This window comes from Actinomadura soli (assembly GCF_005889715.1).
GTDB classification, from domain to species: domain Bacteria; phylum Actinomycetota; class Actinomycetes; order Streptosporangiales; family Streptosporangiaceae; genus Spirillospora; species Spirillospora soli.
This window is the reverse complement of the sequence record NZ_VCKW01000008.1, coordinates 40,864-61,615: the sequence shown is the minus strand read 5'-3', so window position 1 is coordinate 61,615 and position 20,752 is coordinate 40,864. Positions and strand designations below refer to the sequence as shown.

Sequence of the window (20,752 nt, the reverse complement as noted above, 5' to 3'; positions counted from 1 at the left end):
GCCTTGGGGGACGGTTGCGGGACCTTCGGCCATGATCTCGGCGGGACGCTTCCGGCAGAGTCGCCTGGGAGGGCCGATCCGCGCCGGATCGGCGACGACCCTGGAGGGGACGCCGTGCCGAAGCTCGTCTATGACTTCGCCGAAGGCGGCAAGGATCTGAACGATCTGCTGGGCGGGAAGGGGGCGAACCTCGCCGAGATGACCGGTCTGGGCCTGCCGGTCCCCCCGGGGTTCACGATCACGACCGAGGCGTGCCGGGCCTATCTCGCCGCGCGCCGGGAACCCGCGGGACTGCAGGAGGCGGTGAGCACGCGTCTGGCCGTACTGGAGGGCAAGGCGGGACGGGCGCTGGGGGAGCCCGCTGACCCGTTGCTGGTGTCGGTGAGGTCCGGCGCGAAGTTCTCCATGCCGGGGATGATGGACACCGTCCTGAACATCGGGCTCAACGACGTGTCGCTGGCGGGGCTGGCCGCGCGGACGGGTGAAGCCCGGTTCGCCTGGGATTCCTACCGCCGCCTCATCCAGATGTTCGGCAAGACCGTCCTGGGCGTGGCGGGTGAGCGGTTCGAGGGGGCGCTGGACAAGGCCAAGCGGCACCGGGGCGTCGCCGCCGACACCGACCTCGGCGTCGAGGAGCTGAAGGTGCTGGTCGAGGAGTTCAAGGGCATCGTGCTCGCCCAGGCGGGACAGCCCTTCCCGCAGGATCCGCGCACGCAGCTGGACATGGCGATCCGCGCGGTCTTCGACTCATGGAACGGTGAGCGGGCCAGGCTGTACCGCAGGCGGGAGCAGATCCCGGACGGTCTGGGCACGGCGGTCAACGTCATGGCGATGGTGTTCGGCAACCTGGGCATGGACTCGGGCACCGGCGTGGCGTTCACCCGCGACCCGGGAACGGGCCGCGCCGGCGTCTACGGCGACTACCTGCGCGACGCCCAGGGCGAGGACGTGGTCGCCGGGACCCGCAACACGGTCCCGCTGCAGGAGCTGGAGCGCATCGACCAGCGCTCCTACGACCATCTCCTCCAGATAATGCGGACGCTGGAGAACCATTACCGCGACCTGTGCGACATCGAGTTCACCATCGAGCGCGGCAAGCTGTGGATCCTGCAGACCCGCGTCGGCAAGCGCACGGCCGAGGCCGCGTTCCGGATCGCCGTCCAGCTCGCCGATGAAGGGCTCATCGGCATGGCCGAGGCGGTCGGCCGGGTCGGCGGCGACCAGCTGGGGCGGCTGGCGTTCCCGCGCTTCGAGGCGGACCCGGCCGCCCGGCCGATCACCACCGGGATCGCGGCCTCGCCCGGCGCCGCGGTCGGCCGGGCGGTCTTCGACCCGCGGACGGCCGTGGAACGGGCGCGCGGCGGCGAGCGGGTCGTGCTGGTGCGCCGCGAGACCAATCCCGACGACCTGGGCGGCATGATCGCCGCCGTGGGCATCGTGACCAGCCGCGGCGGCAAGACCTCGCACGCGGCGGTCGTCGCCCGGGGCATGGGCACCACCTGCGTGTGCGGGGCCGAGGAACTGGACGTCGACACCGCGGGCCGCCGGTTCACCGGCCCCGGGGGAGTGGTCGTCGCCGAAGGCGACGTGATCTCCGTGGACGGTTCCAGCGGCGCCGTGTACCTGGGGGGGCTGCCGGTTGTGCCGTCCCCTGTCGCCCGGTACTTCGAGGGCGAGCTCGACCCGCGGAGCCCGGAGGCGGGCGAACTGGTGGCGGCGGTGCACCGGATCCTGTCGCACGCCGATGCCGTGCGGCGGCTGGAGGTCCGGGCCAACGCCGACACACCGCAGGACGCCGCCCGGGCACGCCGCTTCGGAGCGCGGGGCATCGGGCTGTGCCGTACCGAGCACATGTTCCTAGGGGAACGGCGTCCGCACGTCGAGCGGCTGGTCCTCGCCGACACCGACGCCGAACGGGAGGCGGCGCTGGAGGCGCTGCTCCCGCTGCAGCGCGCGGACTTCACCGCGATCCTGGCGGAGATGGACGGCCTGCCGGTCACGGTGCGGCTGCTCGACCCGCCACTGCACGAGTTCCTGCCCGACCTGACCGAACTGTCGGTGCGCGTGGCGCTGGCCGACGCCCGGGGCGAGCCGGTCGAGCGCGACCGGCGGCTGCTGGCCGCCGTGCGCCGCCTGCACGAGCACAATCCGATGCTGGGCTTGCGCGGTGTGCGGCTCGGCCTGGTCATCCCCGGACTGTTCACCATGCAGGTACGGGCCCTCGCCGAGGCCGCGGCCCAACGCGCGAGGGCGGGCGGCGACCCGCGCGGGCAGATCATGATCCCGCTGGTCGGCGCGGTGCGGGAGCTGGAGATCGTCCGCGCGGACGCCGAACGGATGCTCGCGGAGGTGGCCGCCGAGACCGGTGTCGCGCTCGACATGCCGATCGGCACCATGATCGAACTGCCACGGGCCGCGCTCACCGCCGGGCGGATCGCCCGGGCCGCGCAGTTCTTCTCCTTCGGCACCAACGACCTCACCCAGACCACCTGGGGCTTTTCCAGGGACGACGTCGAAAGCGCGTTCTTCAACGTCTACCTGGACAAGGGCGTCTTCGGCGCCTCACCGTTCGAGACCCTGGACCGCGACGGCGTCGGCCGGCTGATCGAGATGGCCGCGGCCGAGGGCCGGGCCCGGCGGCCCGATCTCGAACTGGGCGTCTGCGGCGAGCACGCCGGGGACCCGGCGTCGGTGCGGTACTTCCACCGGGTGGGACTGGACTACGTCTCCTGCTCCCCGTTCCGGGTGCCGATCGCCCGCCTGGAGGCCGGTCGAGCGGCCGTCCAGGACACCGCGACGCTGAGGATGGGCGATGACACGCGCTGAGCGTCGCGTCGCCGCAGGGTGGATTGGGGAATGGAAGGGACCTTCGTCCTGCGGGCCGGGACCTACATCCCTACTCGCGTACCGCCGCCGGTCGCGATGGTGGAGGTACGCGACGGCGATGACCTGCCGTCATGGGGCATGGAGGCACTATGAGCGGCGCAGGGGTAGGCGTGGTGGGGACGGCTGTCCTGGAGGATCGGCTGCGCGAGCATCACCGGCGTTGCCTGCCGGCTTTGAGCAGGCTCAGGCTGCTGGCGCGGAACGGCTGGGAGGCCGACACCGGCGTGCGGGCCGCCACCGCGCAGGTCATGGCCGAGTTGGACGCGGCCGAGTCGATTCTGCTCGACGCCCTCTCGGGGAGCGTGCGCCGCGAGGCCGTTGCGCATTTCCTGTCCTGCCGCGTCAACCGGCTCGCGATCGTTGCCGAGCACGCCGCCGCGACGGCGGACGCCGGTGATCTGCCGGTGTTGCGACGCCTGCTCTACCAGTTCCACGCCCTGGCCGAGGCGATGTGGAGAGTGCAGTTGGGACTGCAGACGAACACGCCGCCTCCCAAGACCGGAACCGGGGGCCGCCCTCAGACCCCGGCCACGTGGGCGTAGGTCACTTAGCGTGACGTAACGGTAGGGCAACCCAGGCTCCGATCAGCCTGGGCATTCACGGCTCGGCGCATGCCCGGCGGGCGCGCCGGACACCGCCCGCCGCCCGGACGCGACGAGGGTGAGCACCGCCTCGCATTCGGAGACGTGCCCATTACCATCCGATCTTTCACCTTCCCGGCTCTGGTTCTGCGGCTTTGTGGGTAATACTGGCAGCGTGGCTGAGGAATCTGGCACCGGCCGGGACCGGGCGCAGTTGATCCTGCCGCAGTTGCAGTTGGACGAGTTGCTGGGCGAGCTCCAAGCGCGGCTGGAGACGGCGCGGTCGACGCGGGACCGGGTGCACGCGCTGCTGGAGGCCGTCGTCTCCCTGGGCACCGATCTGGACTTGGAGTCGGTGTTGCGGCGCATCATCGAGGCGGCGACCACGCTGGTCGACGCCCGTTACGGCGCCCTTGGCGTGATCAGCGAGGAGGGGGAGCGGCTGGTCCAGTTCGTCACGGTCGGTGTCGGCGAGAAGGAGATCGAGGCGATCGGGCAATGGCCGGAGGGCCACGGCATCCTGGGGCTGCTGATCCGTGAGCCGCATTCGCTGCGGTTGCCGGACCTGGGGGAACACCCTGCCTCCAGCGGGTTCCCGGCGAACCATCCGCCGATGCACTCGTTCCTGGGGGTGCCGATCCGGGTGCGCGACGAGGTGTTCGGCAACCTGTACCTGACCGAGAAGGCAGGCGGCGGGGAGTTCGATCAAGAGGACGAGGTCGTGGTGACCGCGCTGGCCACCGCGGCGGGGGTGGCGATCGAGAACGCGCGGTTGTATGAGGAGACGCGGCGGCGGGAGCGGTGGCTGGAGGCGTCCAGGGAGATTTCCACGGCGCTGCTGTCGGGCACCGACCCGGACGAGGTGACGGTGATGGTGGCGCAGCGCGCCCGGGAGATCGCCGACGCCGACCTGGCGACCGTGGCACTGGCCGAGGAAGGCGATCGGGAGTTCGTGGTGGAGACCGCCGAGGGCGAGGGAGCCGACCGGCTGCGGGGGTTGCGGGTGCCGCTGGACCATTCGGTGGCCGGTCCGGTGTTGGCCGACGGTGTCTCGTTGCGGGTGGCCGACGGCGGTGATGCCGCCCGTGAGGACAACGTGCCGACGCAGGTCCCGATCGGGCCGCTGCTTGTGGTGCCGCTGGGGCTCGGCTCGTCCGCCCGCGGTGTCCTCTCAGTGATCAATACGCCCGGCGGTCCGGTGTTCTCGGAGGGGACGCAGCGGCTTCTGGAGGTGTTCGCCGCCCAGGCCGCGGTCGCGCTGGAACTGGCCGACCGGCGCCGGGACGCCGAGCGGCTGACCCTGCTGGAAGACCGCGACCGGATCGCCAGGGACCTGCACGACACCGTCATCCAGCGGCTGTTCGCGACCGCGATGACGCTGATAGCGACGCTGAAACTGGTGCAGCGCCGGGAGGCGGCGGTGCGGGTGCAGCGGGCGGTGGACGACCTGGACGACACGATCCGCCAGATCCGCTCGTCCATCTTCGCGTTGCAGGGCCCCGAGGTGGGGGAGGAGTCGCTGCGCAGCCGCGTGCACGCGCTGGTCGACATGACGGCGGAGCAGCTGGGGTTCGCGCCGTCGGTGCGGCTGGACGGGCTCCTGGACACGGCGGTCGACGACCTGACGGGTGAGCATCTGCTGGCCGTGGTGCAGGAGGCGCTGTCCAACGTGGCCCGGCACGCCCAGGCCACCCAGACGGCGGTGAACGTCGATGTCGGCGACGATGTCACCGTGCGGGTCGAGGACAACGGCGTCGGCATCCCCGAAGGCGGCCGCCGCAGCGGACTCCGCAACATCGATGAACGGGCCACGGCATTGGGCGGCTCGTGCACGGCCGAGCCGCGGCCGGGTGGCGGGACCACGCTGACCTGGTGCGTCCCACTCAAACCGGAGTGACCTGGTCAAGGGCCTGGCGATCGCCGCCCTAGCGGGTCCGCTCAGACGGTGTGGTGATCTCCGGCTTGACTCTCCGCCAGGTCGAGTAATCCCGGTCCGCCCCGCCCCGTGCAAGGGACTTTGGTCCCTAGCCCCCCGGTACCGGACCTCGGCGTTCTGGTCACACCGGGCCTGGGCCGGATTGTGTTCACGCTGCACGCCCTGCCGGCGATCCGGCTGGTCAACCACCTCGTTGACGGGGACGCCGTCATCCCCGGGTCGCCGGCGGGATGGACCACGTCATCTCCGTCCACGTCGACATGATCACCGGCATCCGGCTCGTGGAGAGATAGCCCCACCACGCTGAATGTCCGATCGCCGTCGCCGGCCGTCCCGGGGGGAGCCGGTCGGTCCTGCCGGAGAGCCGGGCCTTGTCAGCGGCGTACCACCGCCAGGGGACAGCGTGCGCTGTGGACGACTCTGCGGCTGACCGAGCCGAACAGTTGTTCCTTGAAGACGTCGCGGGCGCGGGCCCCGACCACCAGCAACTCCGCCTCGTCCCCCAGCGTGGCCAGGACCTCTGCCGGATCACCTCGATGTGCCTCTTCCGTGACGTCCACATCGGGGTTCCCGGCGTGGCGACCCGCCAGCACCGCCGCGGTCAGCCGGCGGACCTTCTCGGGCATACGCATGTCCGCGGGGTTACCGGGGCGAGCCTTGCCGGAAAGGACGTGGACGGTGCGGAGCTGGCGGCCCCGAAGAGCGGCCTCGGCGAAGGCGAATCTCAAGGCGTGCGCGGAGCGGTCGCTGCCATCGACTCCGACGACCACCGGGCCGCGTATGCGGCCGCGCCCTTCGGGGACGACGACGACCGGGTGCGGGGTATGGCCGACGACCTCGTAGGCGGTGGAAGCGGCCGGCAGTGTGTCGGCGCCTCCCGCGCCGTGGCCGCCCAGCACCGCAAAACCCACCCTGTCCGTCTCGGTCAGCAGCATGCGGGCGGGGGGACCGTGCAGGAGCAGCGGCCACACCTTGACCTCCGGGAATGCCTCCCTGAGACGATTGATCTCCTTGTGCAGGAGCTTCCAGCCGTCCTCATCGGACGCACCGGGCTCCGTGCGGTCGCCGGGGGCGGCGACGTGTACAAGGTTCAGCGGCAGGCGCCGCAGCCGGGTTGCGTCCACGGGGGTGGTGTACGAGTTTCCGCAGGTGAAGAGCGTGGCGTTGTGACGTGAGACGGCCACCGCGTAGATCCTTCGAGATGGATGATCAAGAACGAAGGAGAGAACGCGATGGCCGTGGACAACAGTGTGGACCCTGCCGAGTGGATCGCCGAGCAGATCGGGGCGTGTGAGCCGGATCTGCTGCGGTCGATGGTCAAGACGATGGCCGAGGCGTTGATGAGCGCGGAGGCCGAGGCCGTCTGCGGTGCCGGCTATGGCGAACGCTCCGAGGAGCGGGTCAACCGCCGTAACGGGTACCGGTCCAGGGACTGGGACACCCGGGCCGGCACGGTGGAGTTGGCGATCCCGAAGCTGCGGTCGGGGTCCTACTTTCCCGAGTGGCTGTTGGAACGGCGGCGCCGCGCCGAGCAGGCCCTGGTCAGCGTGGTGGCCACCTCCTATCTCCTCGGGGTCTCGACGCGGCGGGTGGACAAGCTGGTGGAGCAGATGGGCATCAAGGGCATCTCCAGAAGTCAGGTCAGTGAGATGTCCAAGGTGCTGGACGCTCAGGTGGCCGCGTTCCGTAACCGGCCGCTGGAGGGCGGGCCGTACGCGTTTGTGTGGGTGGACGCCCTCACCCAGAAGGTCCGTGAGGGCGGCCGCATCGTGAACGTGCACGTGCTGGTGGCCACCGGCGTCAACGCCGACGGGCACCGCGAGATCCTCGGGATCGAGGTGACCTCGGCCGAGGACGGCGCCGGGTGGCTGGCGTTCCTGCGCGGGCTGGTCGCCCGTGGCCTGACCGGCGTGCAACTGGTCATCTCCGACGCCCACGGCGGCTTGGTCGAGGCGATCGGATCGACCCTGCCCGGGGCGGCCTGGCAGCGGTGCCGGACCCACTACCTGCGCAACCTGCTCACCCGCGTCCCCAAGTCCGCGCAGCCGTGGGTGGCCACGCTGGTGCGCACCATCTTCGACCAGCCCGCCGCCGAAGAGGTCGCCGCCCAGCACGTCCGCGTGGTCGACTCGCTGGAGACCAAGCACCCGCAGGCCGCCGAGCACCTGGACGCCGCCCGCGACGATCTGCTGGCCTTCACCGCTTTCCCGCGGCAACTGTGGCGGCAGATCTGGTCGAACAATCCCCAGGAGCGCCTCAACAAGGAGATCCGCCGGCGCACCGATGTGGTCGGGATCTTCCCCGACCGGGCCGCGATCATCCGCCTCGTCGGTGCGGTGCTGATGGAACAGACCGATGAATGGACCGAGGCCCGCCGCTACATGGGCCTGGAGTTCCTCGCTAAAGCACGCTTGCGGGTGATCGAAGACACCACACCCGACCCCAAGATCGACAAGCGGGAACTCACCGCTTAACCTGCAGAAACAGGATCACGCGGAGGCGACTCTTACACCACTCCGCTGGACGTGACCCGCAGCCGTGCGTCCTCCGCCGCCCACAATGCCGCGTCGGACGCGCATCGGGAGCCGTCCACCCCCGTCACGATCCCTTCGTACATCACATCGATCACTTCGATCACCTCGCCTCTCGGACCGACCGGCCAAGGATCCAAAGACCGGGCCTATCGCAGGATCCCGCCGACCATGTCCACGGCCAAGAGCCACAAGGCCCTTGTACCTGGGTCCTAAGTCCCCCCGGCCGGTCCGCATGACGCCGGTGCGCGAACCAACCGACTCCCCGGCCGCAACTGCCCCAGTCCGACGTGGTCAAGGCACCGAGAATCTGGTGCTGCGCCGTCGGATGGCGGCAGAGTTGAGCAATGGAACCGGAGCCGCCGGTCCACCACCTGGCGGGCCAGCCGTGCCAGCGGGACACCATCAGTGAAAGCACGGGCGCGCAACGCGGCGAACGCGTCCTGCAGACCGGTGCCGAGCTGGACCGCGACCATCTCGGTCGCCTGGTACACCTCGATCCGGCCCTCGCCGGGCCCGCCCAGCGGCCACGCGCCCTGATCCGGGACCGCCCCGTTCGGCGGGGTCTGACCGGCGGTCAGCATCACCACCACCGCCGTCCGGCACAGCGTCACCGCGTCGGCGACCTGCTCCCCGATCAACGAACCCGGCCTGGCCCGGTACAGGGTAAGGGTGCCAAGCCGGATCGCCCCCACCTGCAGCGGAAAGGCGAACGTCGCCCGGGCCCCGGCCGCCGTGGCCACCGGCGCGAACATCGGCCACCGGGATGCGCCGGCAGGCGAGGACACATCGGCGATCAGTATCTGGCCCCCGGAGGCCCCCGCCTCGATGGACGGGCCCTCCCCCAGGGTGAACTGCTGCTCCTCCAGGAGCGCGGCCACCGCATCGGTGGCGTGCGCCCGCTGTCGCCGGTCCGGCCGGGTCGCCACCGACAGCGCCGCCCCGTCCACCTCGACCGGCACCACGGCCGCCTGACACACATGTGCGGCCGATACCAGCTCACCATCCGCGCACCCGGCGACCAGCTCCCACAACCGGGCCGCCCGCGCCTCGCCCGCCGCCGGTATCGCCGCTCACCGCCTCACCCTGCCGAGGCGACCAGATGGCCACGCCCTCACCCCAGCTTCCCGAACGGCGTGGGCGAGGGTGAACACCAGACCACCGAGACATGACAAGGCAGGGGCCCCGCGCCTGCGACTCGGCAGGGACAGCACAGCGGGCGTAGGGTGACCAGGAGAGTCTTCATGATCCCGGCTCCGAGTGCGGGCCGGCGGCCGATCCCGTCGCTCCAGACCCCGGCGACATCTCACCATCCGATGTCAGCGGGAAACTCAAAGGAGCACGGTCATGAATCAGCCTCTCCGGCGTCGCCCGGACCAGCCGCCCGCGCCGGTGCCCGTCGCCGCGGGTGCCCCGGCGCACCCGGCCCCGGCGCCCGGCCCGGCGTCGCCGGGCGGGCTGGACCCGAGCGGGTTCCTCGGGATGGCCGAAGCGCCGGCGCTCCTCGGTGCCGGACCCGCCACGCCGGGCCGGTCGGCACGCGAACCTGCCCACCGCGCGCCGGCCGATCAGTGACGGGGGCGCCACCGCGCTCGGACGGCATCTCGACATTGTCTTGACGAACGACCCCTTCACTCCGGCAAGGAAGTGGTCTGCGATGCCGGAACCACACCAGGTACCCCAACCGCCGGTGGACGGCGGGTCCCCCGACATCACCGGGTTCGCCGACGCACTGGTCCGCCGAGTGTTCACCGTCAGCATGGGCCTGCACCAAGCCCTCGCCCGGCTCAGCACACCTCACGTCGACCACCGTCGGCACCGGCAACGGCCCGAACGCGGCGGCCAGTCCGCGCGACACGCCGGTCCGGCCTCAGCCGATCGTCCGGTCACTCAGGCAGAGGCCGAGCGGCTACGCCAGGCCCTGCGACAGGCGATCAGCGAGCTGGACGAGATGATCCACGACATCCGCGCCGTGGCGTTCACCAACGCCATCGCCTCACAGGCGCCAACAACCGTTGGCCCACTCGACGGGGGAACCAACGCCACAGCCCCGCTCTCGGCCGCCGGGCGGCGGAACGGCCACGCCGACCCCCACCTGCGAACCCAGGTCCGGAGGCGGCCGCCCTGAGCCGAAGTGAGGAGAACAGCGGGCGGGCCTCTCGCTCTTCGCCCGGGAGCACTCGCCAGTGGTCTGCTGCCGGCGGTCGGAGCCCCAGGCTCTCACCCGGGCTGACCTGTGTTGATGTCAACGCGTGTACATCATGGCCGCTTCGCTGCCACAGGGCAGGGCTTTCGAGTGGACGCGGGTGATCGATGCCCTGGGAGCGGCGCGGTCGTCTCAACGATATGCCGGATCCACCGGTGTGGGGGAGGTCGGCCGCGCTACGCGCCGCTGGACTGGTTCAGTACCGCGAATGCGGGAGGAGTCTTGGTCGCGGGGCCCACGCAAGCAGGATGGAGCGATTCCGGCGCCGCCCCCTTGGCGGCGCGGCGGGCTTGAGCCGGTCGAGGTGAACGGGGGGTAGCTGGAAGGGCCTGAAGGTCTCTGCTTTGAGGGGATGACGCCTCTGGTGGCCGGTGCGGGTCACGCGCGAGCGTGGAGGCATGGACGAGACATCGGGTGCCACGAAGGCGGAGACGCTGGCGGTGCTGCGCGGGCGGGTGCATGGGCTGCTCGCGGGTTGCACGGTGGCCGAATCGCTGTGGGCGCCGCAGATCGGAGGTGTCGACGACCGGAACCGTGCCAGTGCGCTGAACCTGGCCCATTACTGGGCGCTGCGCCGACACGACCTGCGCGAACTTCAGAGCGGACTGGCCGGGGTGGGGCTGTCGTCGCTGGGACGCAGCGAGTCGCACGTCCGGGCTTCCCTTGATGCGGTCTTGGCGGCTGTGGATGCGTTGCGCGGGCGCGCCGCCGCCTCCGGCGGGCCGGTCGCCGAGCGGCCCATCGGCCTGGCCGGCGGGCGTCGGCTGCTGCGGCGCCGGGCGGCGGCGCTGCTGGGACCCGTGCCGGCGGGACGGCGTTCGCGGATCATGGTGACGCTGCCGGGTACGGCCGCGGACGACGCACCGATGGTCCGTTCGCTGGCCGAGCACGGCATGGACCTGGCTCGTGTCAACTGCGCCCACGACGATCCCGAGGCGTGGGCCCGGATGATCGAGAAGGTGCGGTCCGCTGGCGCCGCAGTCGGCCGTGACATCGGCGTCGCCATGGACTTGGGCGGGCCGAAGCTGCGGACCGGGCCGCTGGCCGAAGGACCGCCGGTGGTCCGGCTGCGTCCGGCCCGCGACCCGCTCGGTCGGGTCGTCGCCCCCGCCCGGTGCCGGCTTGGTGCCGCCGGGCCCGCCGATCCGGGTGGTCCGCCTCTGCTGCCGGTGCCGGGCGCGTGGGCTGCGCGGCGCCGTCCGGGTGAGACCGTCCGGGTTCGCGACACCCGCGGCGCCGAACGCCGCCTGGTCGTCGAGAGCGCGGACGGCCAGGGCGTCACGGCGGCCTGCGACCACACCGCCTACATCGCCACCGGCAGCCTGCTGCGTGCGGACGGAGAGCCGGACGTGCCGGTGGGCCCGCTGCCGCCGGTCCGCCTGCATCTGACGTTGCGCGGCGGGGACACGCTGATCCTCACCCGGGACTGCCGTCCGGTACCGGTGACCGGGACCGCGCGCATCGGCTGCACGCTGCCGCAGGTGTTCGGGCACGTGCGGCCCGGGGAGAGCGTCTGGTTCGACGACGGGAAGATCGGCGGCATGGTCGCCGCGTCCGGGCCCGACGAGATCGAGGTTCTCATCACCCGGGCCGGCGGCGGTGGCTCCCGGTTGCGCGCAGGGAAGGGGATCAACTTCCCCGACAGCGCCCTGCCGGTGTCGGCCCTGAGCGAGCGGGACCGCGCGGACCTGCGGTTTGTGGCCGCCCACGCGGACCTGGTGGAGTTGTCCTTCGTGCGCGGGGCGGGGGACGTCGCGGACCTGCTGGACGCGCTGGACGCGCTGGGCGAGGACCGCCTGGGCGTCGTCATCAAGATCGAGACGGCGCAGGCGTTCCAGAACCTGCCCGAGATCTTGCTGACGGCGATGCGCCGCCCGCGCGTGGGCGTGATGATCGCTCGCGGGGACCTTGCCGTCGAGTGCGGCTACCAGCGGCTGGCCGAGCTGCAGGAGGAGATCCTCTGGCTGTGCGAGGCCGCCCACCTGCCGACGATCTGGGCGACGCAGGTCCTGGATCAGATGGCGCGCTCGGGCCTGCCGTCCCGGGCCGAGGTCACCGACGCGGCCATGAGCGCCCGCGCCGAGTGCGTGATGCTCAACAAGGGGCCGCACATCGTGGAGGCGGTGACCGCCCTGGACGACATCCTGCGCCGGATGAGCGGCCACCAGGACAAGAAGGACACGCTGCTGCGGCCGCTGAGGTCCTGGCAGCCCGTCCACGAAACAGGAGGGACCCCATGAGCCTGAGCGCGCAAGCCCAGCACGAACACAAGGCGCTGATCCGGCTGCGTGACCAGCTGGTGAGCGCCTACGGGGCCCAGGTCCCGGCCGAGGAGATCGGCGCGCTGATCGAAGCGGCCGCTGCGAAGTACGCGGCCGCCGCGGTCCGCGACTTCGTCCCCTTACTGGTGGAACGGGACGCTCGTGCCGCGTTGCGCCGTCGCGGCCGCGGCGGCGTCGGGCCCGCTGAGAGAAGTTGACACCGATGGCCGCCGCAGGTGGCATTGCTCGGCTTCGGCGAGATCGTTGAGCGGCCGTGGGCGATGAACGGGCTGCTGGGCGTCCGCCCGGTGGTCACCGCCCCGCCCGCCGCCGACCATCGGGCCACCGACGGGCACATCGGCGCCGCTCCTTGAAGCCGTGGACCGGCTACTGCAGACATCGGAGGAACTATGACGCCGCAAAAGGCACGTGAACTGGCCGCCCTTTCGCTTGAGATGGTCGCGCCAAACATCGATACCGCGCGAGTGGGCTGGGACGCCGATCTGCGCGAGGACCTCGGCCTCGATTCCCTCGACTTCCTCAGCTTCGTCGAGGGGTTGAGCGATGAGTCGGGTCTACGTATTGAGGAGGACGACTATCCAGAGCTGTTCACCCTGAACGGCTGCGTCGCCTACCTCACCCGCCAAGCTTGACCAGGGATCGTAAGCGGCGGTCACGTGAGCACGGTCAGAACGGTGCCGTGCGGCCACCCGATCATTCATCCCCGATCGGCCGGCTGCCGCATCCGAGCTCGGTCATCGACGGCGTCTACCGCGGTGAGCAATCGTTGGTCACCCTCGGTGAGGACGGGACTGTCCGTGCCTGGACGATGCCGGGTCCCGTCATCAACGGTCCGAACGATCCGGTGTTCGGTCTGAGCTTCGACGCCACGGGTCGCAGGCTCGGCGTCGCTGCCGGTGCGATCGACAACACCGTGACCATGTGGGATGTCGCCACGACTCAGCATCCGTTCCAGATCGGACGGATCGCACGGAACAGTCAGGACGCCCCTCCGTACTCCGGAGCGGGCACGCTGACCCCCAACGGGCGGGTGTTCGCGGTGGGCGACACCGTAGGCGGTGTCCAGGTCTGGGACTTCAGGGACCCGGCACGTCCGGTGAAGTTCGGCCCGGCTCTCTGACGAGATCGCTTCGCCTGGCCTCCCCGGCTATCGCGGTCGGGCCCGTGGGCCCCAGCAAGCGCCCCAGCGGCCGTCCTTGTGGACGCGATCACGCCCCGGTGAGCCAGCAGGCCGCTTCCCCGGTATCGATCAACCGAGTGGCTGGCGCCTAAGGGGAGCCGCCGCAGAATCCGCAGAACCTCGTCACTGCCCGGGTGGGTGCCTTCCGCAGCAGGTCAGCGAGTAGCGCCCCCGGCTGGCCAGCTCCCGCACTGGCTGCCGCGAAACCCGTTCCCGCGTGCCGCAGGACCTGCCGCAACACCCGGACCTGCCTGCCCGTCTGACACCGGGGGGGCTGTGTGCGAACGGCGGTCAGCAAGGCGCGACCGTCGAGGCCGGCCTGGGTGAGCCGGGAGACCGGGCGACTGGGCTGGCTGCACATCCGCACCTGCCGCCTGAGGTGCCCTAGATCTTCCGGGCAGGCCCCCAACTAGGGTTGGGGAGAACCGGAAGGGAAGGTCGTTGGCACGACAGAGGCGGCATTTCACCCAGGAGCACAAGGACGAGATCGTCCGCATGGTCCTGGACGGCCCACGCCCCATCGCCCATGTGGCCCGTGAGGTCGGGATACACGACACCACCTTGGGTAACTGGGTCAAGGACTACCGCAGAAGGCACGGCGGCGACTCGGCCGCCGCTTCGGCCGGCGAGCCGAGGAGTGCTCGGGAACGTGAGCTGGAACGTGAGGTTCGAAAGCTTCGCGAAGAGAACGAGTTCCTGGTAAAAGCCGCGGCCTTCTTCGCGAAGGATCACCGGTGAGCGCCAAGTACGAGCTCATCGACGCGGAGAAGGCCAACCATGCCGTCATCGACATGTGCGCCTGGCTGCGCGTGTCCCGATCCGGCTTTTACGACTGGCGGAGTCGGCCCTTGTCGGCGACCGCCGAACGCCGGGAGCGTCTCAAGGTGATGATCGATGCGGTCTTCGAGGCCAATCACGAGACTTACGGGTATCGGCGGATTCACGCGGTGCTGACGCGCTCAGGTGAGGAGGTCTCGCCGGAGTTGGTGCGGCAGTTGATGCGCGAGCTGGGCCTGAAGCCGGTACAGCCGCGGCCGTGGCGGCCGGTCACCACCCTGGCCGGTGGGCCCGGCGTGATCCCCGACCTGGTCAACCGGGACTTCACCGATCCGCACAGCCCCTGGCAGCGAGGAACGAACGAGAACACAAACGGCCTGCTCCGCCAATACTTCCCCAAAGGCACAGACCTATCGAGATGGGACGAACAAGAACTCGCAGCCGTTGCTCACGCCCTCAACTACAGGCCCCGCAAGACACTCGGATGGAAGACACCCGCCGAGGCCCTGAATGAGCATCTACTATCGGTCCAGGAAGCCGGTGTTGCGACAACCGGTTAAGCCCAAGAACTACACCAGCGACGAGTTCGACCGGCACCTGACCAAGAAGTACAACATGCCGCGCTCGGTCGGCAGGACCGGTGTGTGCTGGGACAACGCGATGGCCGAGTCATTCTTCGGGGCGTTGAAGAACGAGTGGCTCAACCGTATGGTGTTTGCCACACGCAGCAAAGCTCGGCGCGCGGTTGTGCAGTATATCGAGGGCTTCTACAATCGACGCAGGCTTCATTCCGCGAACGGTTATCGGACACCTCTTGAGGTCCACACCGAGTACCTGAGCTGACAGCAAGCAGCGTAGATCTGCCCGCAGATCACCCCGTCAACAAGCTGTCCGGAAAACACGGAGCCCCTCACGCCCCGCGAATGTTCATCGTTGAGTGTGCCGTCTTGTTCGGCTGTGGCGTAGTGGATCTGTGCCGCAGCGGCCTTGTTCGCTGCTTGCGGCGCGGAAGTCCGGGAGGGCTATCAGTTCTGCGGTCAGGCGGTCGGCCAGCGCCTTCTCCTCGGCCTCCGGCAGTTCCTGCCAGGGCTCCTCATCGGATGCAGTGATCCCGGCCAGTTCCTCTTCGAAGGCGTCGAACCATCGGGCCTGGACGCACCAGCGGTGTTCGACGCCCTGGAGGACGAACGCGGCTTCCAGGCTGATCGGTCGTCCTGCGTACTGGGCGGCCTTGGCGCGCAGCGCCGACGCTTGGCGGCGGGTGTCGTCGTCGGCCTCCGTATCGGCAGCCACCGCGTCGAGCTCGGCGAACTTGTCGGCGTCGAAGCGGTCAGATGCTAGGTAGACGAGGCGTTGGTCGGCGGTCACGGCCAGGTCCAGGAACGTTGCCACAGACAGGTCATCGGGTTCCAGGTGGACGGTAGGGCCGTGGCTGGTGGGTGTGGCCGGGATCAGCGTCAGACCGCGCTCGGTGGCCAGTCTCGCGATCCGCTCGGCCAGCGGTGTCAGCTCGTCGGCTGCTGCTGAGGGTGTCATCTGCTGCCTACCTTCTACGGTGAGGACGTGGATGACTACGGACGGTAGTGGCCTGATCTGACATGCAAGAGGGGCTCAGCGTGTTGGGACTGTGCCTGTCAACGTGTACCAGGTGAGGCCCTGGTGCGCGGGTGGGCCTTCGTACCAGCGGCCGTAGCCGTCGGGGTGGATGTAGCCCTGCCAGGTTTGGGCGCAGCGCTGCCGGTGATGTACCCCGGCTTTTGTGGGGTCGCGTTATTGGGATCCTCGTGTCTTCGATCATGAGGAGTGCCCCCAGGCGCCCAGAAGTTACCTCCCTGAGTTCCGTCGCAAGGCCACGGCGCGGAGTTTAAGGACCGCTTCTGCTCCGGTCAGTCCCCGGCGGGTACCGGAGACATCGAGCGTGTCGGCCACGGTGTGTGGCCTGCCGCGCCCTCGATGATGCCGGTGGTGATCGGCCACCCGACTTGCAGGGCCTGGTCAGTGAGGTGAACGATGTGGTGTCGCCGTTGGGTTCAGGTGGTGCGGCTTGTTCGCTTGGCGAAGGTGTGCGGGGGCTGGTGTCGTCGTTGGTGGTCTCGGTGGAGTTTCAGGATGAGGGTGCTGGTGGCGGCGATGAGGATCATCAGTACGCCGCAGCCGACGAGGATGGCGGGGGCGCTGGTCCGGTCGAGGAGGACGCCTCCGACGGCTGCTCCGAGGGGGGAGGCGGTCAGGAGCACGGCGGTGCGGGCGGCCAGGACCGTGGTGAGCGAGTCGGCGGGTGCGCGGTCTTGGAGCAGGGTGAAGGAGAGCGCGGAGTAGGGGCCGTAGAGGAGTCCGGCGAAAGCGAAGCCGATCAGGGAGGGCAGGGCGGTGTGGGTGATGGCGAAGGGCAGCATGCCCAGTCCGTGGCCCGCGATGATGCCGAGCATGGCGGCCCACACGGGCAGCCGTATGGCCGCGCCCAGGGCGAGAGCACCGATGACGGCTCCGATCCCGAAGGTGGCCCAGTAGGCGCCGAGCAGACCGGCGCTGGCCTTGAGGTCGTCGGAGACGAACAGGGGAAGGGCGGTTTCGACGGGGCCGAAGGACAGGTTGAACACCCAGGTCACGACGAGCAGGCCGAGAAGTTCGGGCTGGCGGCGCAGGATGCTCAGCCCGCGCCGTGTGCCACCGGCCGCCGGTGCCGGTGCGGGTGAGGGGGGCAGAGTTGTGCGGCCGGTCTGGAGGGCGAGCACGGCGAACGTGGCGGCGTCCAAGCCGATGATCCATGCCGGGGACACCGTCCCGGCCAGCAGGCCCGCGAGAGCGGGGCCCGCGATCGTCGCGGTCCACAGACTGGTGCTGATCGCGCTGTTGGCGGCCAGCCGCTGGTCGTCGGGGAGCAGGGGGGCGAACAGGGCGTGCTTGCCGGCCTTGCCCCAGGCGTGAAGCAGCGAGGAGGCGCCCAGGAGCCCGACGTAGCGGACCGGGGTGAGCGCTCCCACCGCGTGCACGAGCGGGACCGATCCCAGCAGCACCGCCCGTAGCGCGGAGTCGGTGACCAGGAGACGCTGCGCGGAAAGCCGCCGCATCCACCGGCCCAGCACCAGTGCGCCGACAGCGCCCGGCAGGACGTAAGCGGCGACGGCGATGCCGACCAGGGCGCCCTGGCCGCCCTCGGGCGCCAAGGTGAGCGCGAGCCACGCGACGGCGACGACGCTCATGCCGTCGCCCAGGTCGGACAACGCGAAGACCGGCATCAGCCGCCGGAAGGTCCGGTCGGCGAACAGCGAGCGGTAGTTGCCAGGCACCAGACGTCCCGGCGATGCTGAGAACATTCACGACACACTCGCCCTTCACGCACGCGTGAAGTCAACGCCGGGCCGGGGAAGGGGTGGGCATGCGGTACCTGCCCATCGGTGAACTCGCGGACAGGACCCGCGTGCGCGCCTCAGCACTGCGCTACTGGGAGGAGCGCGGCCTGCTGCCCCGCGCACACCGCGAAGGTGGTCGCCGTGTGTGGCCGGTGAGCACCGTCCGCCGGGTCGCCCTGATCAGGATGGCGCAGCGGGCCGGGTTCACCCTCGCCGAGATCACACAACTGCTCGCCGGCGACACAACACCATCGGCTACCCGCCAGTGGCGGGACATGGCCACGCGCAAACTGCCCGAACTCGACCAGCACATCGCACAGACCCAGGCCCTGCGACAGGCAGTCGCGGACTGCCTGGAGTGCGGCTGCATGAACTTCGATCAATGCGTACTACTGAACACTGACACGGCGCCCTGACCGCAGACGCACCCCGCGGCCATGCAGGAGCCGAAGCAGCAACGGTCGCTCTTACCTCGAAACGATCAGCAAGCGGGCGCGGGCGGCGGCCTGTGGCCGGTAGCGGCGCCGGTCGACCGATACCTCAGCTGTCCGTACAGGCCCAGCAACGGCGCTCCCACCCAGCACGACGCCGGTTGCGGCTCCCACGGCGTGAACGACCATCTGCTTGCCCGGGGGGAGGCATGATCGACACTGTCACGTGCCCGGCCAGACCGTGGGGCCTTCCCAATGTGCGTCCCGGTGTGCGAGCCCGCCGGTCAACGCGATCGAGCGGCCGACCAGGGCCCGGCCCCCGTCTTCGGACTGCTTGGCATGCAGTTCGACCTAGGGAGGCAGACTGATTACACGCTGAGCTCATATCCCTCCTGGTCGCGCGTGCGGTGCAGGCGGCGGTGTCCGATTGCGGTGTGGAAGCTCCAGTAGCCGGGGAAGCTTCTGTTGGCGATCACGGTGCGGAGTTTGAGGACCGCCTCTGTCCCTGGCCAGGCCTCAGCGGGCACCGCCGCGCCAGCCGTGTCGGCGGATTCGGCCACATCTGTGTGGGTTCGGCTACCACCTGGGCCGCTCCGCCCAGGATCTCCACCTTGGTCTCCCGGGTGATGACCAGCCGCGAGGATCGCTCTTCCTCTGCCTCCAGCGTCCGTCCGACTCGGCGATCTGTTCCCTGATCTCCTCGATCCGCTGCGGGAGCGCCTCATCCCACCGCGGCCAGTTCCTTGGCGACCGCTTCTGCCGCTCGGGGAGTCTCCATGCCCTGCACGGCCCACAGGTAGATTGGACACCATGACCGCCCAGCCCGAGGAACCGACCGCGCCGCGCGATCCCGGCGAGGATCCGGCCGCGATCTTCGATGCGCTCCCGCCGTCGCATCGCGACCAGTTCCGGGCCGAGTACGACGAGGCGCTCGACGCGGCTCACGACCTGGCGCGGTTCAAGCAGGTTCAGACCTTGCTGCGTCAGTGGCGTCTGCGGGCGATCGCCTACGACCGTCCCGGATACGACGAGGCGGTACAGGACGCCCTCCAGGGCCGGGAAGACACCTTCGCTCGCTACACCCCACCGGGCTGGGAAGGCCGGGTGTGACCTACCGCTTCGACGGCTTCCACGGACGGGCGCTGTACGAACTGAACGGCCTCCCCGACGAAGTCCGCGACGGCCCACTCCTGAACCGCCTCCTCGACCTCCTCGAAGCTCCGTGGGACGCGGTACCGGAACGACCATGCTGTGAGCTGGGATTTTGCTGCGGTGCCGTAGCGGTCACTGCGACCTCGCGAGGTGTTGTTGTCTCTGCCGTACCGATTGGTCGGGAGCCTGCTCGGCCTGTTGGTGATGCTGGTCCGGTCTGATCTGTCCAAGGACGTCGAGTTGCTGGTGCTGCGTCACGAGAACCAGGTGCTGCGCCGTCAGGTCGCAGGTCGTCCGCGCTGGGATCATGGCGACCGGCTCTGGTTTGCGGCGTTGTCCCATCTGGTGCCGCGCTGGCGGTGGGGCGAACTCTTTCCGGTTGTTCCGGCGACGATCCTGCGCTGGCACCGTGACCTCGTTGCCCGTAAGTGGACCTTCACTGATCGGCGCCGTCCAGGTCGCCCCCGCACAGGTGCGTCGATCAGAACGCTGATCCTGCGGATGGCGCGGGAGAACCCGGCGTGGGGGGCATCGGCGGATCCAAGGAGTGGTGGCCCGTCTCGGCTACACGATCGCGGCGTCCACGGTGTGGCAGATCCTGCATGCGGCCGGCATCGATCCGGCACCGCGTCGGGCGGGGCCGACCTGACGGCAGTTCCTGACCGCTCAAGCGCACGCGATCATCGCCTGCGACTTCCTGGTGGAGACGGCCGTGCTCAAGCGGCTCTATGCGTTGGTGTTCATCGAGCACGGTACCCGCAGAGTTCATCTGGCCGGGGTGACCGCGTGCCCGACGGGGGCGTGGGCGGTGCAGCAGGCCCGCAACTTGGCCACGAAGTTGGAGGATCGTATCGGCGCGCTGCGGCTTTTGATCCACGACCGCGATCCGGTCTTCACCACCGGCTTCGATGAAGTATTCAAGGCTGAAGGGCTCCAGGTCGTCAGGACCTTGCCGCGGACGCCGCGGATGAATGCCATCTGTGAGCGCGTGATCGGCACCCTTCGCCGCGAATTTCTGGACCGGGTGTTGATCCTGGGGGAGCGGCACCTGGCCATGGTGCTTGGCGAGTACCTGGACCACTACAACGACCACCGGCCACACCAAGCCCGCCAGCAACGACCTCCAGATGCCGAATCCCAGCCCATCAAGAACCCGGCTGAACTCAACGACCTGCGATCCATCCGGCGAAGACCCGTCGTCATGGGCGTGATCAACGAATCTCACCGCGCCGCATAACCCCAGCTCAAGACACGTAACTCAATAATCGAGCGGGACACGTTAGGGTCGGGATGGTAGATCATCGAGGGCGTGGGAGGGGTGAGCCGGTGGATCTGCGGCTGGACCAGATGGCTGAACGGCGCGGGGTGCTGGCCGAGCCGGTGGACTCCAGTTCCTCGGTCTGCCGGGATTCGCAGCGACCGGGCCAAGATTGTAAG

The 20,752-nt window shown here is 69.8% G+C and carries 21 protein-coding genes and 2 pseudogenes; 18 read left to right on the top strand and 5 right to left on the bottom strand.

Annotated features, from left to right (window positions below):
* Positions 1-114 precede the first annotated feature (114 nt).
* The 3 genes from ppdK (at position 115) to ETD83_RS03085 (ending at position 5,364) form a co-directional block, all read left to right on the top strand.
* A complete protein-coding gene (gene ppdK / locus ETD83_RS03095; protein WP_138643492.1) occupies positions 115-2,826 on the top strand; it encodes a pyruvate, phosphate dikinase in 2,712 nt (903 codons plus the stop codon).
* Between the two features lie 233 nt (positions 2,827-3,059).
* Positions 3,060-3,428 carry a hypothetical protein gene (locus ETD83_RS03090; protein WP_138643491.1) on the top strand — a complete coding sequence of 123 codons (369 nt, stop codon included), beginning with the start codon at positions 3,060-3,062 and terminating at the stop codon, positions 3,426-3,428.
* A gap of 214 nt (positions 3,429-3,642) precedes the next feature.
* Positions 3,643-5,364, top strand: coding sequence for a GAF domain-containing sensor histidine kinase (locus tag ETD83_RS03085; RefSeq protein ID WP_138643490.1), 1,722 nt, complete (start codon positions 3,643-3,645; stop codon positions 5,362-5,364).
* Between the two features lie 413 nt (positions 5,365-5,777).
* Here ETD83_RS03085 and ETD83_RS03075 read toward each other — a convergent pair whose 3' ends face one another.
* Positions 5,778-6,587 (bottom strand): universal stress protein, encoded by an 810-nt coding sequence (locus tag ETD83_RS03075; protein ID WP_171063998.1) that lies wholly within the window; start codon positions 6,585-6,587, stop codon positions 5,778-5,780.
* 48 nt (positions 6,588-6,635) lie between these two features.
* Between ETD83_RS03075 and ETD83_RS03070 the strand changes: the two genes are divergently transcribed.
* Positions 6,636-7,877 carry an IS256 family transposase gene (locus ETD83_RS03070; protein ID WP_138643497.1) on the top strand — a complete coding sequence of 414 codons (1,242 nt, stop codon included), beginning with the start codon at positions 6,636-6,638 and terminating at the stop codon, positions 7,875-7,877.
* A gap of 32 nt (positions 7,878-7,909) precedes the next feature.
* Here the strand turns inward: ETD83_RS03070 and ETD83_RS45235 are convergent, their stop codons facing one another.
* Both ETD83_RS45235 and ETD83_RS03065 read right to left on the bottom strand, forming a co-directional pair.
* The gene (locus ETD83_RS45235; protein ID WP_268920404.1) at positions 7,910-8,032 is read right to left on the bottom strand and encodes a hypothetical protein; all 123 of its coding nucleotides are present in this window, start codon (positions 8,030-8,032) and stop codon (positions 7,910-7,912) included.
* 114 nt (positions 8,033-8,146) lie between these two features.
* The gene (locus ETD83_RS03065) at positions 8,147-8,896 is read right to left on the bottom strand and encodes a GAF domain-containing protein (RefSeq protein ID WP_138643489.1); all 750 of its coding nucleotides are present in this window, start codon (positions 8,894-8,896) and stop codon (positions 8,147-8,149) included.
* Between the two features lie 385 nt (positions 8,897-9,281).
* Here ETD83_RS03065 and ETD83_RS03060 point away from each other — a divergent pair, with 385 nt between their 5' ends.
* The 11 genes and pseudogenes from ETD83_RS03060 (at position 9,282) to ETD83_RS03015 (ending at position 15,222) form a co-directional block, all read left to right on the top strand.
* The gene (locus tag ETD83_RS03060) at positions 9,282-9,509 is read left to right on the top strand and encodes a hypothetical protein (protein ID WP_138643488.1); all 228 of its coding nucleotides are present in this window, start codon (positions 9,282-9,284) and stop codon (positions 9,507-9,509) included.
* 82 nt (positions 9,510-9,591) lie between these two features.
* On the top strand, positions 9,592-10,062 hold the full coding sequence (locus tag ETD83_RS03055; RefSeq protein ID WP_138643487.1) for a hypothetical protein: 471 nt from the start codon (positions 9,592-9,594) through the stop codon (positions 10,060-10,062).
* A gap of 476 nt (positions 10,063-10,538) precedes the next feature.
* Complete coding sequence (locus ETD83_RS03050; protein ID WP_138643486.1) at positions 10,539-12,380, top strand: pyruvate kinase; 1,842 nt, start codon at positions 10,539-10,541, stop codon at positions 12,378-12,380.
* Positions 12,377-12,619, top strand: coding sequence for a three-helix bundle dimerization domain-containing protein (locus ETD83_RS03045; protein ID WP_138643485.1), 243 nt, complete (start codon positions 12,377-12,379; stop codon positions 12,617-12,619). Before ETD83_RS03050 ends, ETD83_RS03045 begins: the two co-directional genes overlap by 4 nt.
* A gap of 18 nt (positions 12,620-12,637) precedes the next feature.
* On the top strand, positions 12,638-12,775 hold the full coding sequence (locus tag ETD83_RS03040) for a 2-oxo acid dehydrogenase subunit E2 (protein WP_171063997.1): 138 nt from the start codon (positions 12,638-12,640) through the stop codon (positions 12,773-12,775).
* Positions 12,776-12,811: 36 nt separating this feature from the next.
* Positions 12,812-13,054, top strand: coding sequence for an acyl carrier protein (locus ETD83_RS03035; protein WP_138643484.1), 243 nt, complete (start codon positions 12,812-12,814; stop codon positions 13,052-13,054).
* A 176-nt stretch (positions 13,055-13,230) separates the two neighbouring features.
* Positions 13,231-13,542 (top strand): hypothetical protein, encoded by a 312-nt coding sequence (locus ETD83_RS03030; RefSeq protein ID WP_138643483.1) that lies wholly within the window; start codon positions 13,231-13,233, stop codon positions 13,540-13,542.
* A 501-nt stretch (positions 13,543-14,043) separates the two neighbouring features.
* On the top strand, positions 14,044-14,340 hold the full coding sequence (locus tag ETD83_RS03025; protein ID WP_138643482.1) for a transposase: 297 nt from the start codon (positions 14,044-14,046) through the stop codon (positions 14,338-14,340).
* A 53-nt stretch (positions 14,341-14,393) separates the two neighbouring features.
* A pseudogene (locus ETD83_RS45230) lies at positions 14,394-14,627 on the top strand (IS3 family transposase); the annotation flags it as partial.
* A gap of 75 nt (positions 14,628-14,702) precedes the next feature.
* Positions 14,703-14,939, top strand: a pseudogene (locus tag ETD83_RS44185) (IS30 family transposase); the annotation flags it as partial.
* Positions 14,920-15,222 (top strand): integrase core domain-containing protein, encoded by a 303-nt coding sequence (locus tag ETD83_RS03015; protein ID WP_407921466.1) that lies wholly within the window; start codon positions 14,920-14,922, stop codon positions 15,220-15,222. The pseudogene ETD83_RS44185 and the gene ETD83_RS03015, both read left to right, overlap by 20 nt.
* 84 nt (positions 15,223-15,306) lie before the next feature.
* On the opposite strand, the gene ETD83_RS03010 is transcribed toward ETD83_RS03015, so the two are convergent.
* Both ETD83_RS03010 and ETD83_RS03005 read right to left on the bottom strand, forming a co-directional pair.
* The gene (locus tag ETD83_RS03010; protein ID WP_138643480.1) at positions 15,307-15,915 is read right to left on the bottom strand and encodes a hypothetical protein; all 609 of its coding nucleotides are present in this window, start codon (positions 15,913-15,915) and stop codon (positions 15,307-15,309) included.
* Positions 15,916-16,409: 494 nt separating this feature from the next.
* Positions 16,410-17,669, bottom strand: coding sequence for an MFS transporter (locus ETD83_RS03005; protein ID WP_205717465.1), 1,260 nt, complete (start codon positions 17,667-17,669; stop codon positions 16,410-16,412).
* 89 nt (positions 17,670-17,758) lie between these two features.
* On the opposite strand from ETD83_RS03005, the gene ETD83_RS03000 reads away from it, so the two are divergent.
* From ETD83_RS03000 to ETD83_RS43515, 3 genes are all read left to right on the top strand, one after another.
* Complete coding sequence (locus ETD83_RS03000; protein ID WP_138643478.1) at positions 17,759-18,148, top strand: MerR family transcriptional regulator; 390 nt, start codon at positions 17,759-17,761, stop codon at positions 18,146-18,148.
* 825 nt (positions 18,149-18,973) lie between these two features.
* On the top strand, positions 18,974-19,273 hold the full coding sequence (locus tag ETD83_RS02995) for a DUF6247 family protein (RefSeq protein ID WP_138643477.1): 300 nt from the start codon (positions 18,974-18,976) through the stop codon (positions 19,271-19,273).
* A 742-nt stretch (positions 19,274-20,015) separates the two neighbouring features.
* Positions 20,016-20,552, top strand: a complete 537-nt coding sequence (locus tag ETD83_RS43515; RefSeq protein WP_205717464.1) for an integrase core domain-containing protein — start codon at positions 20,016-20,018, stop codon at positions 20,550-20,552.
* The last annotated feature ends 200 nt before the right edge of the window (positions 20,553-20,752 follow it).

Coding starts and splice junctions, on each gene's coding strand:
- ETD83_RS03070 (WP_138643497.1), top strand. CDS start 6,636: ATGGCCGTGGACAACAGTGTGGACCCTGCCGAGTGGATCGCCGAGCAG.
- ETD83_RS03060 (WP_138643488.1), top strand. CDS start 9,282: ATGAATCAGCCTCTCCGGCGTCGCCCGGACCAGCCGCCCGCGCCGGTG.
- ETD83_RS03055 (WP_138643487.1), top strand. CDS start 9,592: ATGCCGGAACCACACCAGGTACCCCAACCGCCGGTGGACGGCGGGTCC.
- ETD83_RS03050 (WP_138643486.1), top strand. CDS start 10,539: ATGGACGAGACATCGGGTGCCACGAAGGCGGAGACGCTGGCGGTGCTG.
- ETD83_RS03045 (WP_138643485.1), top strand. CDS start 12,377: ATGAGCCTGAGCGCGCAAGCCCAGCACGAACACAAGGCGCTGATCCGG.
- ETD83_RS03035 (WP_138643484.1), top strand. CDS start 12,812: ATGACGCCGCAAAAGGCACGTGAACTGGCCGCCCTTTCGCTTGAGATG.
- ETD83_RS03030 (WP_138643483.1), top strand. CDS start 13,231: ATGCCGGGTCCCGTCATCAACGGTCCGAACGATCCGGTGTTCGGTCTG.
- ETD83_RS03010 (WP_138643480.1), bottom strand. CDS start 15,915: ATGACACCCTCAGCAGCAGCCGACGAGCTGACACCGCTGGCCGAGCGG.
- ETD83_RS03000 (WP_138643478.1), top strand. CDS start 17,759: ATGCGGTACCTGCCCATCGGTGAACTCGCGGACAGGACCCGCGTGCGC.
- ETD83_RS02995 (WP_138643477.1), top strand. CDS start 18,974: ATGACCGCCCAGCCCGAGGAACCGACCGCGCCGCGCGATCCCGGCGAG.